At 46.4% G+C, this 16,369-nt stretch carries 8 protein-coding genes and 1 tRNA gene; 8 read left to right on the top strand and 1 reads right to left on the bottom strand.

What is annotated here, in order from left to right:
* Positions 1-121 precede the first annotated feature (121 nt).
* The 7 genes from Q7V32_RS03350 to Q7V32_RS03320 all read left to right on the top strand — a co-directional run bounded on the left by Q7V32_RS03350 (position 122) and on the right by Q7V32_RS03320 (position 14,662).
* Positions 122-1,009: a porin gene (locus Q7V32_RS03350; RefSeq protein WP_304895570.1), complete on the top strand. Its 888-nt coding sequence runs from the start codon at positions 122-124 to the stop codon at positions 1,007-1,009.
* Between the two features lie 731 nt (positions 1,010-1,740).
* Positions 1,741-3,930: a TonB-dependent receptor domain-containing protein gene (locus Q7V32_RS03345; protein WP_304895569.1), complete on the top strand. Its 2,190-nt coding sequence runs from the start codon at positions 1,741-1,743 to the stop codon at positions 3,928-3,930.
* Between the two features lie 1,022 nt (positions 3,931-4,952).
* Entirely contained in the window at positions 4,953-5,510 is a 558-nt protein-coding gene (locus Q7V32_RS03340; RefSeq protein WP_304895568.1) for a PAS domain-containing protein, read from the top strand.
* Positions 5,511-5,533: 23 nt separating this feature from the next.
* On the top strand, positions 5,534-8,809 hold the full coding sequence (locus tag Q7V32_RS03335) for a chemotaxis protein CheB (protein WP_304895567.1): 3,276 nt from the start codon (positions 5,534-5,536) through the stop codon (positions 8,807-8,809).
* Between the two features lie 17 nt (positions 8,810-8,826).
* Positions 8,827-11,073 (top strand): EAL domain-containing protein, encoded by a 2,247-nt coding sequence (locus tag Q7V32_RS03330; RefSeq protein ID WP_304895566.1) that lies wholly within the window; start codon positions 8,827-8,829, stop codon positions 11,071-11,073.
* A gap of 153 nt (positions 11,074-11,226) precedes the next feature.
* The gene (locus tag Q7V32_RS03325) at positions 11,227-13,320 is read left to right on the top strand and encodes a fused MFS/spermidine synthase (RefSeq protein WP_304895565.1); all 2,094 of its coding nucleotides are present in this window, start codon (positions 11,227-11,229) and stop codon (positions 13,318-13,320) included.
* Between the two features lie 79 nt (positions 13,321-13,399).
* Positions 13,400-14,662, top strand: coding sequence for a hypothetical protein (locus tag Q7V32_RS03320; protein ID WP_304895564.1), 1,263 nt, complete (start codon positions 13,400-13,402; stop codon positions 14,660-14,662).
* Between the two features lie 89 nt (positions 14,663-14,751).
* Here the strand turns inward: Q7V32_RS03320 and Q7V32_RS03315 are convergent.
* Positions 14,752-14,827: transfer RNA gene (locus tag Q7V32_RS03315), tRNA-Phe, on the bottom strand.
* A gap of 111 nt (positions 14,828-14,938) precedes the next feature.
* Between Q7V32_RS03315 and Q7V32_RS03310 the strand changes: the two genes are divergently transcribed.
* Positions 14,939-15,871, top strand: a complete 933-nt coding sequence (locus tag Q7V32_RS03310; RefSeq protein WP_304895563.1) for a DNA-3-methyladenine glycosylase — start codon at positions 14,939-14,941, stop codon at positions 15,869-15,871.
* Positions 15,872-16,369: the final 498 nt, after the last annotated feature.

Raw genomic sequence — 16,369 nt, 5'->3', positions numbered from 1 at the left:
GCCCTTTACCACCCAGCTTGCCTAACGCCGTTTGGATTAATCCGCCTATTAACACAAAGGGAGAAACTTGACCCATAAATACACAACAATTAGACACTAAATAAAACAACTGGGTGTCTCAATGTCATTGACACATTCCGGTTTTACCACTCAAGCAAATTTTGATGACAATCTTGTTCCTGACGGAACTTCTCGCTTTTATAAACTGGCTTTCCCTCAAGTTTATGCTGAGATTTTTGCCCCAATCGGTAACGGCATCACTGCTAAAATCGGCCATTTCTATACACTGATCGGCAATGAAGTGGTTACTGCACCTGACAACTTCTTTTATTCACATGCCTACACCATGCAGTATGGCGAACCATTTACGCATACCGGCGCGTTATTCACCTATCCGGTAAACAAAAACATCAGCGTCACAGGCGGTGTCGTGTCCGGATGGGATTCCTTCTTTCAGGAACCGGCTAACTTTTTAGGTTCTACGACGTATACAACCGACAATGAAAAAACCTCGGTAACAGTCGCTTATATAGCGGGAGACTCGACACTAGTCGACAGAAGCGATAATAATGGAATACAAATACAAGAACATCGATCTATGTACAGCATCGTTGTCAATCATGAGATCATGGAAGGATTGAACTACACTCTGCAACATGATTACGGAACACAAGAAAGAGCCAATGCTGATGGTTCAGCTGCAGTCTGGTACGGCATCAACCAATATTTGACTTATGCGGTCAACGATCAAGTATCTACCGGCCTGCGTTTTGAATGGTTTAGAGATGAGGACGGGGTTCGTGTTGGGCCTTTATTTGGAGGCAATGTCGCTCCTTCCGACGCGAACCACTATTTTGCCTTGACTGCTGGCGTAAACTACACACCTACATCATGGCTGACATTACGCCCAGAAGTCAGATATGACTGGGTTGACCAAGGAAGAGTCTTTGATGATGCTTCTGAAAAAGACCAAGTGTTGATCTCAGCTGACGCAATCATTCGTTTCTAAATTAAACTGCAACTTGTTGCTTAAACGGCACCCGCGGGTGCCGTTTTTATTTGCCTTTTTTTACAGTATCACTTCTCAGCACTATTCAATTACGAATATTGATCTGCCCAATTGGCTTTAAAGCCCCTTCTTCTCTCCAATGCTGTTAAGTTAAGCGTATTTTGTAAGAGCGGACCATGCCCGCGATTGAACTGCCTTGGGTCGTGGGCATGCCCCTATCTACCTATCGATACTTCGTTAAAACAAAATACGACCTTCACAATCGGGTCCGCATCACACTGTTTCACACGCCCTAATCTACCTTGTCGGACTCTCATAGGAAGTGACTGTCAATGGCCAACAAAATTTAGCCATTGGCACAAGCACAACAACAAGCGAATCGACGACAGAGACCTTACCAAAAAGCCGCCTAAACATAAGGCCGATGGATAACAAACGAAGGCCGTACCAGGAAAGGTGAACCCTGAAATCGGCACAAATAGGAACATTTCTCATTTAGGCACAATCAAAGTACCTGAGCGTTCGATCTGAAGGCAAAAAAGCCTGGCAACCTTCATCAAAGCAACGGCGAAATTATAAAAAATTGAGTTTTCTTTCAGGCACTATTTAGCCTATATCGTACTATTTATGCTAATAATAGGTATTCTCATTTACATTCAAGAGCTTTTTTCATACTATATGGGTCAGATGAAACGCATTTTACTTTCAACGATCCAGAAACCGAGAACGCTATGGCTTTTAAATCAACAGCATTGCTACAACCTAACCAAATCGCAAAGGCATTGGGATGTGCGCTACCGATCCTGATTGCCGATTTCGTGCACGCGGCGGACGACAAGACTGTCCTTCAAATGCCTGTCGTCGAGATTGTCGGGGCGGATTCTTCGCTCAAAAATATGGCCGGTAGCGTCAACATCCTGACCCAAGAGGAACTCTTCAAAAGCCATGTTTTCAACGTCAACGAAGCCCTGCGCAAAATACCCGGCGTCAATGTCCGGGATGAGGAAGGTTTCGGTATGCGTCCTAACATCGGTATTCGCGGCATGAACCCGACGCGTTCGACCAAGACCTTATTACTAGAAGACGGCATTCCATTGTCGTACGCGCCCTATGGTGACAATGCCAGTTACTATCACCCACCCATCGAACGCTTTGCCAGCATAGAAGTGTTGAAGGGACCAGAGCAGATCAAGTTTGGTCCGCAAACCATTAGCGGCACCATTAACTACCTGACACCGAATCCGCCCAGCACGCCCAGTGGTTCATTGGGCTTTACCGGAGGCTCTCGCGATTTTTACGATGGGCAATTTAACTATGGTGGCACCTGGGGCGATTTCGGCGGATTGGTTGACATCACGCATAAGGAAAGCAAGGGCGCACGCGACAACACCCATTCCGACATCAACGATTTCAACATCAAAGGTGTTTACGACGTCGACAGTCACAATTCGCTGACGTTACGCGCCAATTACTTCCAGGAAGACTCGCAAGTAACCTATTCGGGCATCACCGATGCCGAGATGCGCAATTTTGGCATTCGTTATAACCCGTTCAAAAACGATACGATGAAAACCGACCGCTGGGGGACGTCGTTGACGCATCAACTTAGTTTTAATGACGATGTCATGTTGACCACCAACGCCTACTGGTCACATTTTCATCGCGACTGGTGGCGACAATCGAGTACGACGACGGATACGCAATGCGGAACCGCGTTTCGCGACGCACGGTTGAAAGGTGTTGCTGTCAACCCTGACGAGTGCAACTCCACTCAAGGCCGTTTACGCGATTATTACAGCTACGGCGTCGAACCACGATTGCATGTCAACCACAGAACACTGGGTATCGATAACGAATTAGACATGGGATTTCGTGCCCATTTTGAAGAGCAGTATCGGACTCAGGAAAATGCAAAGCCGTTGGGTGGTGCAACGACAATAAGCGAAAAGAACGATCGCGATACCGAAGCATACTCAGGATTCGTGCAAAACAAATTCATCTTGGGCGACTGGAGTCTGACGCCTGGCGTTCGTATTGAGCACGTCAATTTCAGCCGAACCAACGAGTTGAACGGAGTCGGCGGAAAGTCATCGCTCACCGAAGTTCTTCCGGCTTTCGGCACTACCTATTCGCCCAACGAGAAAATCACGACGTTCTTCGGTTTTCATGGTGGATTTTCACCTCCAAGAGTGGAAGACGCCATCGATAACGCCGGCACACTGGTTGATGTTGGACCGGAAAAAAGCTGGAACTACGAGGTGGGGATTCGCACAAAACCTTACACTGGAGCGAAACTCGACGCCGCGCTGTTCCATGCTGACTTTCAACAGCAAAACGCGGTTGGCAGTATCGCGGGAGGCTCGACACCTTTAGCGGCCGGCGAAGCGTTGTATCAAGGCGCCGAATTGCTTGCTCGCCAGGATTTCGGACCTCTGTTCGATAGTGATCACAACGTCTATTTCCAGGCCGCTTATACCTGGGTTGCTACCGCAGAAATGACATCGGCTTTCCGCTGTTTGGCAACCAGTGGTTGCAACAACGCAACCGCTCAAAGCCTTGCCCGAGGCGATTTTATTGGCAATCGTTTGCCCTATTCGCCAGAACATAACCTCACCGCGACTATCGGTTATTCCAATCCTATCGGTTTTGACATTCATTTGGAAACCGTCTATGTCGGCAAGCAATTTAGCGACTTCGCCAACACGCTTGAGGTGCCGGCCAATGGCAATGGCCAAATTGGAGAAATTGACGACTACGTAGTGCTGAACGTCGCCACCACCTACCACGTCAAGCCAATCAATACCGACTTTTTTGTGTCATTGAAAAACCTGCTTGACGAAACTTACATCGTAGATAGGACCCGAGGAATTTTGCCAGGTGCGCCCAGACTGATTCAGGCAGGATTCAAGGTCAATTTCTAACCGACATGCGTATCCAGGAGGACACGCAATTAATTATCATATTACCTGATTAGCAAGCTGTTTCAGCTAGATCCATAAGCCTGTCATGCCCGTCTGGAAACGGGCATCCAGTGCCTTGGATGGTTAGCTTCGAGCTATCCTTGGGGCCTGATAAAGGAAGGGAAGGCTATTAACTTCCTCCCCCTCCAACCGTGCATGCGGTTCTCCCGCATACGGCTCCCCAGTTGGCAGCTTCCATTTCAGGACTGATACATGACTCTAATCTACTTCAACGTGCTTCAGTTATTGCCACGGAATTAGATTATTGCTCTTTGTTACCTTGCTATCCGCAACTTCCTTACTGATGCTTGGCGTCCCACTGGCACTTGTCTTTCCAGTATCTCGTGGGCTTTCTAGCATTATGCAATGACCCCGTATCTTTCGCCGCCGTCAGTTCAGAAATTCTACCTTCCTGCCCTCCTTCCCTAAAAGCAGTTGCTACCCGCATGCCTCCATCGCTTCCCGTCATGCTTTAGACTTATGTCTGTTTTCACTGTTTCCAACGGAGTTTCCCGTCGATGTCACACTATTCTCACCTTGTCATAACTTTCCACGGTTTATCCTACGGACTGCCATTTCGCAATGACGCAGTTACTGATCGCTAAGGCGTTATGGCTTAAGTCGACAGGGACTTTCACTCTGTTGATAAGTTGCCCTTGTGGGCGCACGTTTACGCTCTCCAAGCCAACTCAAGCTACCCGGTAAGTCGCATTCGAGACACTGCTCCGCTGAATAGTTAAACCTACCTCAACATCTTCAGTTGCATCGCCTGATACAGATTCCAGAACATTCCATCCACAATTGATGCGTTTCAGCACGCGCATCACTTTCTGACTAAACCCACCGTTTTACATTAAAATCTGAGCAGGACTGAGAATTAAGGCAGTATCAAAATTCAATCAAAATGCTTGACTCCCCAGCATTAATGATAAACTCGCCTAAAATTTATAGACATGAAACACAAAAACACAGGGAGAAACGTTGTGAACAAAGAGAAATTGAATCTTCGCCAAAAAGCTGAACAAATTATTGACTTTACTCCCCAGGAAATCAGTCAAATCAGCCCAGATGAAATTCAACGCTTGTTTTACGATTTACAAATTTATCAAATAGAACTTCAGATGCAGAATGATGAGCTTAAAGCGGCGCATCATGAACTGACCGCATCCAGAAACAACTACCACTTCCTGTTCCATCAAGCTCCCATCGGCATTATCATTGTTAACCACCAGGGCTTTATAGAAAAAGTGAATGACACTTTTTCAGACATGCTGGGCATAGGAAAGCGAGAACTGATTAACAAACATTTTTCAACATTTATCGCTGAATCCGACAAAACTCAATTTAACACCCGATTCAATGCTTTCTTCAAATCTCCGAAAGATAAAAGCATCAATTTAAAGGTGAAGAAGAAAGACGGTAGCGAACTGTATGTCAGATTACTGGGCAAACAGAACAGCGGCAATGATTTTGGATTAGACGAAGGGTCGGAAAAAAGCCAACTGATACTTACCGTCACTGACATCAGTGATTTACGCTAACAATTACCTGTCCGACAACCGCCATGATTGAAGATGCATCAGCTCTTACTCCCAAAAAAGCTTACATTGTAGGCATCGGCGCATCGGCCGGAGGATTGGAAGCGATTGAAAGCTTCTTCAAAAGAATGCCCTCCGACACCGGCCTGTCATTCGTGGTTGTTCAACATCTTTCACCCGATTACAAAAGCTTGATGGCTGAGCTGTTATCCAAACATACCGCAATGCCGGTTAATCGGATTGAGGAGGGCATGAAGGTAGAGCCCAATAACATTTACCTGATCCCCCCCAGAAAAAATCTGACCTTGTTTCACGACCATCTGCTACTGAACAATCAGGATCATTCCAAAGAGCTCAACCTGCCTATCGATATCTTTCTTCGCTCACTAGCCGAAGATATGAATCAACATGCCATCGGCATTATCCTATCGGGCACCGGCAGTGACGGCACACGGGGAATACGCGCCATCAAAGAACATGGCGGCATGGTGATGGTCCAGGATGAAGAAACCGCCAAATTCAACGGGATGCCCAGAAATGCAATTGCTACCGGTCTGGTCGATTTTATTCTGGCTCCGGAAGACATGCCTAAGCAACTGCTGGCTTTTGTCAAACATCCCTACGCCGTTCAGGAAGCAGCGATTCATAGCGAGGATAGCGATTTAACCCGAATTTTTGCGTTACTGCGCGATAAGCACAAAGTCGATTTTACATTCTACAAACCCAACACGATTATCAGACGCATAGAACGGCGCGTGACGATAAACCAATGCAAGGACTTGAAAGAATACCGGGACTTACTTGAAGAAAATACGCAGGAAATATCCCTGTTGTTTCAGGAATTATTGATTGGCGTAACCAATTTTTTCAGAGACGAAAATGTCTTTGAAGAAGTTAGAAGCAAATGGCTGCCCAAACTCATGAACACCATTACCCATAATGAATTACGCGTCTGGATAGCAGGCTGCTCCTCCGGTGAAGAGGCTTACTCGGTGGCTATTCTTCTGGCTGAGTACCGAGAACATTCCGGCCATTTTTTCAGAATTAAAGTATTTGCCACCGATGTCGATGCCAGAGCGGTAGAAAAAGCCAGTTGCGGGCTTTATCCGGAGAGTATCGCAGCGGATATTCCCCCTCATCTGCTGGTCAAGTATTTTTTACGACGCGAAGATAGTTTTCAAATTTCCCAATCCATTAGAGAAATGGTGGTATTCGCCCAGCATAACCTGATCAAAGATCCGCCGTTTACCAATATTCACCTGTTAAGCTGCCGCAATCTCCTGATTTACCTGCAACCGGTCCTGCAAAAGAAGATTCTTGACTTGTTCAATTTTTCATTAGTCAGGGACGGCTTGTTAATGCTGGGCACCAGCGAATCGATTGGTGACATGGTTGACTACTTTGACATGGTCAGTCCCAAATCCAAATTGTACCGGTCCAAAGGCAAATACCGTTCGGTCGGCCTAAGCCCTACCGATCCTATCCCGACCTTGCAAAACGGGTACAGACCGGTATCCACTCAAAGTAATCGGCCCTATGCCACCCGATTCAACGAAGACAAAATCCTGGAGCGCTTTGTAAACGCACTGTCCAAGGACTTTTTGCCTTTCACGATGATAGTGAATGAGACCCTGGATATTACCCATATCTTTGGCGATGCCCAAAAATATTTAACCTATCCCAGCGGCAAATTAATTACAGATGTCACCAAACTGGTCAATAAAGACCTGTCGATACCCATTGCCACGGGCATACGTAAAGCGCTAAAAAGCAACGAAAGCATCAATCTGTCGAATATCAAAATCAGGGAAAAAGAACAGGCCCGATCAATGAATATTCAGATCCGGTTGTTACCCGGCAGAAAAGGCCAGGAAACCCTGATTGCCATATTAATACTTGAGGCCGATCATAGCCCCTATGAATACCTTCCCTCGGCCGATACCTTTGACGTCAATCAGGATGCGGCTCAACGCATCAATGACCTGGAACATGAATTACAGCTGACCCGTGAAAACCTTCAGGCAACCGTTGAAGAACTTGAAACATCCAACGAAGAGTTGCAAGCTACCAATGAGGAATTGCTGGCCAGTAATGAGGAGCTGCAAAGCACCAATGAAGAGCTGCAATCGGTCAATGAAGAGCTTTACACCGTCAATGCCGAACACCAGAGCAAAATTACCGAACTCACCATTCTGAACAATGATCTGGATAATCTGTTCAACAGCACCAATATCGGCATTTTATTTCTTGATGAAAACCTCGATATCCGCCGTTTCACGCATAAACTGCAAAGCCTTTTCCATATTGTCGACAACGATATAGGACGGCCCTTTTTTCATTTAACTCACTCAATCAAAGGCATTCATCTTGAAGAGCAGATTAACCGGGTCATAGAAAGAAAGGCCATCCACGAGCAGGAAATCCAGACCCAACACGGCAACTGGTTTTTTATGCGGATCATTCCCTATGCCGTGTCGGACACTATTTTTGCAGGCGTTATTTTGACCTTCATCAATATTGATTTGCTGAAGCAGACTCAAGACGACCTGGAAACGCAAGCCAAAGAGGAAATGCATAGACTGGCCAGCTTCGTTAATTATTCGCTGGACGCCATGTCCTTACAAGATACGGCCGGCAACATCATTACCTGGAACCGAGGCGCTGAGAAACTGTATGGGTGGACCGAAAAAGAAGCGCTGCAGATGCGTTTTGAAGACCTAGTGCCCTTGACTGACCGGCCGGCAATGCATCAGATAGTCACCATGTTACGCAGAGGTGAGTCTATCCCTCAATTTGAAAGCAGACGCATTACCAAACAGGGTGAAATCGTTGACGTTTCGGTATCCTCCTCCTTGCTTTATCCCAGCAAGGAAACCGGCGAATTACTGGCTCTTACTGAAAGAGATCTCCGCAGCTTCCACGAAATCGAAAAGAAAAACTGCATTAACTGTATGCAACGACTCTCCATGCTGCTGATGGACGTATCAGAAGCAATTGTTCTGCTAGACTTTGAAGGAAAAATTATCGCCTGGAATAAAGGGGCCGAACAATTATACGGATGGGCACAACAGGAAGCGATCACGATGAAATTCGATACAATAATACCCGAGATGGACAGAGCTGAAGGACAGATTTTCTTTGATAAAATAAAGACAGGAAAAACACCTTATCAAGTCACTCAAGCGCACCGGCTCACCAAAAGCAATGAAATCATCACTGTTTCCGTAATAGCTTCGGTTCTAGGATACCACAATGGAGAAACCATGCTGGTAGTCACAACGGAAAGACCTATCGATGGTTAATTGAGCCCTGAAAAGCCATGGCCTTATATGAAAACAATGAATTAAGAAAGCAAGCAGAGGAATTTCTGTCTGCATTTCCTGGCGGCCAGCAAACGATCAATGTCGACAATATGAAAACGCTGCTTCATGAGCTTAGCGTTTATCAGATTGAGCTGGAGATGCAAAATCAATCGCTTAAAGAAACTTACCAGCAACTGGTCGTCGCAAAAAACAGTTTCAGCCAACTGTTTGAATTAGCGCCGGTCGGCTATCTTAAACTCGACCAAAACGGATGGATTCATAAAGCCAATCAGACCATTCAGAAAATGCTGAACCTCAGTAGCAGACAACTTGAAGGCCATTATTTTGCCAATTTTATTCATCCTGATGATTTAAATATTTTCAATTCACGATTCAGAGCTTTTTTTCGCAAGCCCGAAAATAAACGCATTGAACTGAGATTACTCAAATATAACGGTCCTCAGTTACAAATCGAAATGAGCGGCCGCCTCATCACTGAATCACCATTACCGGAGGGTAAGAATTCTGATTTTTTATTAGTCACCATTCATGAAATCGGCGACCGTAAACGTCTGGAAGACGAGCTGATTCTGGCCGCAAAAGTCTTTGAAAACAGCGACGAAGGCATCATGATCACGGATGAAAAGAACAGAATTCTAAACATTAACAAATCGTTTACATCCATCACCGGATTTGAACCCGGAGAGGTGATTGGAAAAACCCCGCGAATATTCCGCTCCGGCCATCATGCGGCGAATTTTTACAAGGAGATGTGGGCGCAATTAATGACTAATGGTCGCTGGCAAGGCGAAATATGGAATCTTAAAAGAAATGGAGAGACTTATATTGCTTGGCTCAGCATCACGTCTGTGACCGATATGTATGGCAAGGTAAAAAATTTTATTGCCATCTTTGCAGATATCACCCAACGCAAGCAGCAAGAGAAGCAAATAAAGCTTTTAGCTCATTACGACTTGCTAACCAAGCTACCCAACCGCGTTTTGTTTAGCGACCGCCTTAATCAAGCGATCATGAACGCAAGCCGGTTAAAAGAGCATTTGGCTATTCTTTTTCTCGATCTGGACCGGTTTAAATTACTCAATGACACCTATGGGCATTTGGCCGGCGACATTTTATTACAAGATGTTGCGAACCGACTCACCGCCTGCGTCAGGGAAACCGATACGGTCTGCCGATTTGGAGGGGATGAATTCATCATTCTTCTAACCCATTTCAAGGATCAGACTACCGCGATAGAAACCAGTCAACAAATTGCAGAAAAGCTGTCGAATGAGCTGGCAAGACCCTATTCGGTTGCCAATACGCAATTCATCACATCGGCCAGTATCGGCATATCTCTTTTTCCTTCGCATGGCACCTCGGCCGCTGAACTGATAAAAAATGCGGATTCCGCCATGTATTACGCCAAGGATGCAGGTCGCAATAATTTTCAGCATTACACCGAAGAAATGCGGAAAAATGCGCTTATTCGCAGCTCGATTGAACATGATCTGATCAATGCGCTCCCTCAGCAGCAATTTGATCTGGTTTATCAACCCTTTATTGAACTGTCCAACGATGGTTTGTTCGGTTTTGAAGCTTTAATACGCTGGCAGCATCCCAACAAAGGCCTCTTGCTACCGGAAGCATTCCTGAGAATAGCCGAAGAGACAGGTTTAATTGATAAAATGGGGTTATGGGTACTTGAACGCGCCTGCCAACAGTTATCGATCTGGCATCAGCAAGGCAATCGCCAACTCAAAATGAGCGTGAATCTGTCATCCCGTCAGTTTTTAAATGCCAGTCTGTTCGATGACATAGAGCAAATACTGCTAGATACCCATATTCCGGGCTCAGCATTGATTCTGGAAATTACCGAATCCATGATGATGCAAAATATGGGCGAAGCTATCCGCGTCATGCACCGGTTAAAATCATTGGGCGTCATGCTCAGTCTGGACGATTTCGGTACCGGCTATTCGTCACTGGCCTATTTAAAAAAATTCCCGCTGGACATCCTTAAAATCGATCAATCCTTCATACAAGATCTGGCAAACGACCCAGAAGACAAAATGCTGATTAAATCGATCATTGATATTGCCCAAAATATGGATTTGCTGATCATTGCTGAAGGGATAGAAAATCAGGGACAGCTGGAATTTCTTAACAAACATGGATGTCAACTCGGCCAAGGCTTTTTATTTTCCACCCCTCTATCATCTGCAAAGCTGGAATTGCGTTACAAACAATTGAGCGCGCATTAACTTATGGCCTGATTAGGCCAACCTTCCAAGCACATAAAAGTTCAAACTGGAAATTCATCCCACTTTTAAGTTCCATTTAAATCTGGTTAAATTGGCACCCTGCTATGCCAATAGATCAGTCATGAACTCAATGTGATTTTTTGGGAGATAGTTATGCTTGGATCATTATCTGCTGCGGGTCTTCGTTGGGGAGTGTACGCCTTTACCAGTTTCTGGGGCGCTTACTTGTTGTTTCAACTCGAACCAGTCATCGGCAAGTTTATCCTGCCTTGGTTTGGCGGAAGCCCTGCAGTATGGATTACCTGCATGCTTTTTTTTCAGGTGTTTTTATTGGCTGGCTATGCCTATGCACACCTCAATCTGGACTGTTTTCAGGCGCGACGGCAGGGCTTGGTTCACGCGGCTATATTGTTGCTTGCCCTGTTAGCCTTGCCGGTGACCCCTGAGCAATCGTTCAAACCCGAAAACAGCGACCATCCTACACTGGATATTATTTTGCTACTGATGAGCTGCATCGGTTTGCCCTATTTCATTCTTTCTACCACCAGTCCCTTGCTGCAGGCATGGATAGTTCGAATCAATCCCTATCGTTCTCCCTATACGCTGTATGCGCTGTCCAATTTTGGTTCTTTGCTGGCATTGTTGAGTTATCCCGTTCTGTTCGAGCCTTATTTTAAATTGGGAGAGCAGACGCTGGGTTGGTCCGCAGGCTTTTTCATTTATGTGTTGTTATGCGGAGGTGTCGCATTGGATTTTCGTCGCCTGGCCAAGTCGGGGGCAATCGTTGCCAAACCCGTTGCCATTGATGACGAAACGCATATCTCCGATCGGCTGTCACCTGCTGTATTGTGGCTGCTTTGGTTGGCATTGCCTGCTGCTACTTCGACTTTGTTGCTGGCCACGACGAATCAGCTTTGTCAGGATGTGGCGAGCGTACCCTTTCTCTGGGTGATGCCGCTAAGCCTGTTTATTACATCGTTTATTTTTTGCTTTGCCCGGCATGATTGGTATCAACGCCGTATTTTCATCCCTGCGCTGGTTATTTCGACTATCGCCTTGCTCGCTGTATTGTACGGCGGGGAAAACTTCACGTTGGAAGCACAAGTGGGTATTTACAGTGCAGGCTTGTTTTTCTGCTGCATGACCTGTCACGGCGAGCTGTATAGACTGCGACCTCACCCGAGTCAGCTAACGGTTTATTATCTTGCGATTTCAGCGGGTGGGGCATTGGGCGGAATATTCGCCGCTCTAGTGTCGCCCCTGGTGTTTCCAATGTATTACGAGTTTCACATCAGCCTGTTTACTTGCTGTTTGCTGACTTTTTATGCCGTCGCCGTGGACAGTCAATTATCAAAGCAAAAACGCCGTAAACCTCTGGTCTGGTTGTTGGCAGGCGCAATGTTGATCTGGTTGGGAGTAAATCTGGCCAACCAGGCTTATCAGGCGACTTCCGGAAAAATTCGGGTCAGCCGCAATTTTTATGGCGTTTTGCGTGTGGAAGAACGTTCTTTAGAAAATCCGGCATTGGCCAAACGGGTGATGAGGCATGGCGCCATTGATCATGGTTTTCAGTTTTTGGCGGCCGAAAAACAACTCTTGCCTACTGCTTATTATGGCAATGCTTCCGGAGTGGGCTTGGCCCTGACGCATTTTACCCGAGAGCAAGGACGGCGAGTGGGCTTGGTTGGGCTGGGTACAGGTACGGTGTTAGCCTATGGCAAGCCGGATGACTATTTTCGTATCTACGACATAGATCCGGCAGTGGTCGAATACGCTCATACTTACTTCACCTTCCTGAAAAATACCACTGCCCGCTATGACGTTGTCGTGTCCGATGCGCGCTTGGCGTTAGAGCGTGAACCGCCACAAGCATTCGATTTATTGATCCTTGATGCGTTCAATGGTGATGCAATACCCATGCACTTGCTCACCGAGCAGGCGCTGCAATTGTATCTCAGTCATTTGCGCCCCGATGGTGTATTGGCAATCCATATTACCAATCATTATCTGGATTTGCGGCCATTGGTCAGCGGCATGGCCACGCGTGCCGGTTATGACTATTTGCTGGTGCAATCTCAGCCTTCAGACAATCTGGGCTGGTATCCCGCTGACTGGGCGTTGCTCAGCAAAAATCAGCCCTTTCTGCAAAAATCAGCATTACAAAAAGCCAAAAGCACTAGCGCAACTCCGGTTGAAAGTATCATTTGGACTGACGACTTTTCCAATATGTTTAGGTTATTAAAATAAACTTGGGTGTCGCCTGTCGCGGCGAACTAAAAAAACAACCTCTTTCCTCATTGAGTTGATTGAATCAGGAGGTAGTATCATGAAAACAGCACTGGCGCTGACTCTGATTGGACTATTTTCATTATTTCTATTTTACAAACCGGATACTGGAGAAACGACTTCCGGATATGATGTTTATCAGTATGTCAAAGAATGCAAGGCTGAGCTCAACATCACCCGTGACTTGCCCGTACTGTCCTGTCTGGATGGTAAACAGGTTCCGGTCTATGTCAATAAACAGGAAATCAAAGCCGATAACTGGGGACTGCTTTCCAACAGCAAAAAATGTGATAACCCGCATTGGCTGGGCGGCGATCAGGGCTGCTGGACTTATTCGCATTTCCAGGTCTTGAACCTGGACGATCAAAATATCATGATTCTCAACTGCCGCCAAAAAGGCAATCAGCTCGAAAAAAACTGGTTCCGCCAAACCAAAACAAATCTGGGCATGAATCAGGCGCAAAGAAAGCAGCACTTTGAAAACGCACAGCCGGCTGAAAAAAAAGAACTCTACTACCTTTACAATACTTTTAATGACATTGGCATCATTCTGCGAAACACCGTTACCGGCAAGAGTTGTTACGTCACGCAATATGGCGATGCAGTGCTTGGTTTCTTGCCACCGCTGGATGCCCCTCTGCCGTCAAAAGACCAATTTTTAAATCAATTTAATCCTGAACAGGCAAGGCCGCCTAAGGATTTCCCCCTGGAACTTTGGTATCGCGATGCCAACAAGGCATTCAAAAACCCCGAATTTACCGCCTCTGCCGGTTGTGTGGGTTGCCACAATGCGCATGGCGTCAAATACAGCCCCTATCTCAACTCGAAACACGGCTTGCCTGATATCCGGGAGATGGCCAAGTTGCCTTTTTTAGCGGTTGGCGAGCCGTTTAAAAATTATTTTTACAGCCATGACATACTTCAAGTCACGACCGAGCCTATAGACGGCGTTAATCAGCTGTGCACACAGTGCCATAACATGACCACCTCAGGCACCTGCGGTTATCTGATCGATTCCGCGACAAATCACCCCAATATGGTCTTAAGTGCCTGGATGACCACAAGCTCTCGAAATAGCTGGATGCCGCCCATGCCTGTGGATTCGGCATTATTTAAAAAGCATGTGGCCGCCATGAAGTGTTGCTGCGAGAATCCTCACGCCCAAGGCTGTAAAACCCGGAAATTTGGGCCAACCCTTGCCGATTTGCCAGAGGGCTTTAGCGAGGGAAAGGGCTGGATCAAGGGGCAAGAAACGGGGTTGTGCAAGAGCACGATAGAAAGCTTCCAGTGGAAGGCGAACTGATAAGGCCATGGCCTTAATCGTTGAGTTGCATAAAAAAGTTGACCAACAAAAAAGGCCCAAGAGTAAAACTCTTGAGCCTTTAAAATTTGTGGTGCCCAGGGACAGAATCGAACTGTCGACACGAGGATTTTCAGTCCTCTGCTCTACCGACTGAGCTACCTGGGCTCGCCGTGAAAGAGCGCGTATTAAACAGGATAAATCAAAACGAGTCAAGCAAGGCTTCAGATATTTTCAATCAAACTCAAATATGAGTAAAAAAGAATTTGGGGTATCCTGATGCAATCACCGTTCACCGCCATGCACGCATATCATAGGCCCACTATTTTGCACCATTCGATTGAGCTTCCAGCTGATTTCAAAACAGAGGATTTCCTGGCCTTCCACCGACGCGATCTTCAATCCGTCGCTGAACAAGTAGGAACCCGGTTTATCCGAAAAGGCCTGATCTGGCATAATCAGCCTGCGTGTTTAACGATTCATTTTAGAGATCAGACGGCAGTGGCTGAGTTGTCAGTGGATGGCCCTTCTGTGTTATCCGGGCAGAATAAACTATCGACCATGGTCAAGCGTATGTTGGGTCTGACTCAGCCTATTGAAGGATTTGAGCAGACATATCGCGATCATCCGCAACTGGGCCCGCTGATCATTCGTAACCCCGGGTTAAGAGTCCCATTGACTGCGACGCCTTTTGAAGCGTTAACCTGGGCTATCACCGGCCAGCAAATCAGTGTGCATGCCGCGATCGCCATACGGCGCAAGTTGATTCAACGGGTGGGCTTTCATCATTCCTGCGGACTGATGTGTTTTCCTGACGCGGGTCAAGTCGTTCAGTTGAATGAAATAGCGTTAAGAGAAGCAGGCTATTCGCAAACCAAAGCCAGGACGCTGCTGAATTTGAGCGTCATGATTCTGGAAAACCGGTTGCCTTTAGACGACTGGCTAGAAAGCTCACTGCCGGTTGATGAAATCAGTGCTCGCTTGTTAAGCATTCGCGGTATAGGGCCCTGGACGATCAACTATGCTTTGATGCGAGGTTTCGGATGGCTGGACGGATCACTTCATGGCGACGCGGCTGTCCGCAAAGGTTTACAGGCATTGCTGGGCAGTTCTGAAAAAATAAGCGAAGAACAGACCCGAGACTGGCTGACGCCTTTTTCACCCTACCGGGCATTGATTGCCGCCCATCTTTGGACTTTGTCCATAGAATAATTTTTGTTTCGCTCGATTATTTTTCCAAACATAATCCCTTTAGGAGCGAGCGTGAAATTGGTTAGGCAACTGACGCAGGATTTTTGTTCGTATTCAAAGCGCGAAAACAGGCTATGTAACTGTTTTCGCAACACAGAAGACGGACAAAAAGACCTGTCGGTTGCCTAACTTATAAAGTGAACGTTCCTTAATTCAGCAATTCCCAGTTTGCTATTTTCAGCGTCACTTTGGACTGGGAAAAGCCTTTCGAGGAACGCCGTAAAACCTTCCATCGGGGCTTGACAGCAGCATCCCTGCTACCGACATCCTCAAAAAGCTTCCCCCAGCCCTTTCCCCCTTCAAATTGAGAATTGCTGTTATTTAGTGTCTGAAAGAAAACTCAATTTTTTATAATTTCGCCGTTGCTTTGATGACGATTTTCCGGGAATTTTGCCTTCAGATCGAACGCTCAGACACGCTGATTGCGTCTAATTGAGAAACATTCCTATTTGCGCCGAT

Origin of the sequence: Methylicorpusculum sp., assembly GCF_030651835.1 — a bacterium.
Lineage (GTDB): Bacteria > Pseudomonadota > Gammaproteobacteria > Methylococcales > Methylomonadaceae > Methylicorpusculum.
Note: the sequence above shows the minus strand (reverse complement) of the source record. Positions and strands in the feature narration are given on the sequence as shown.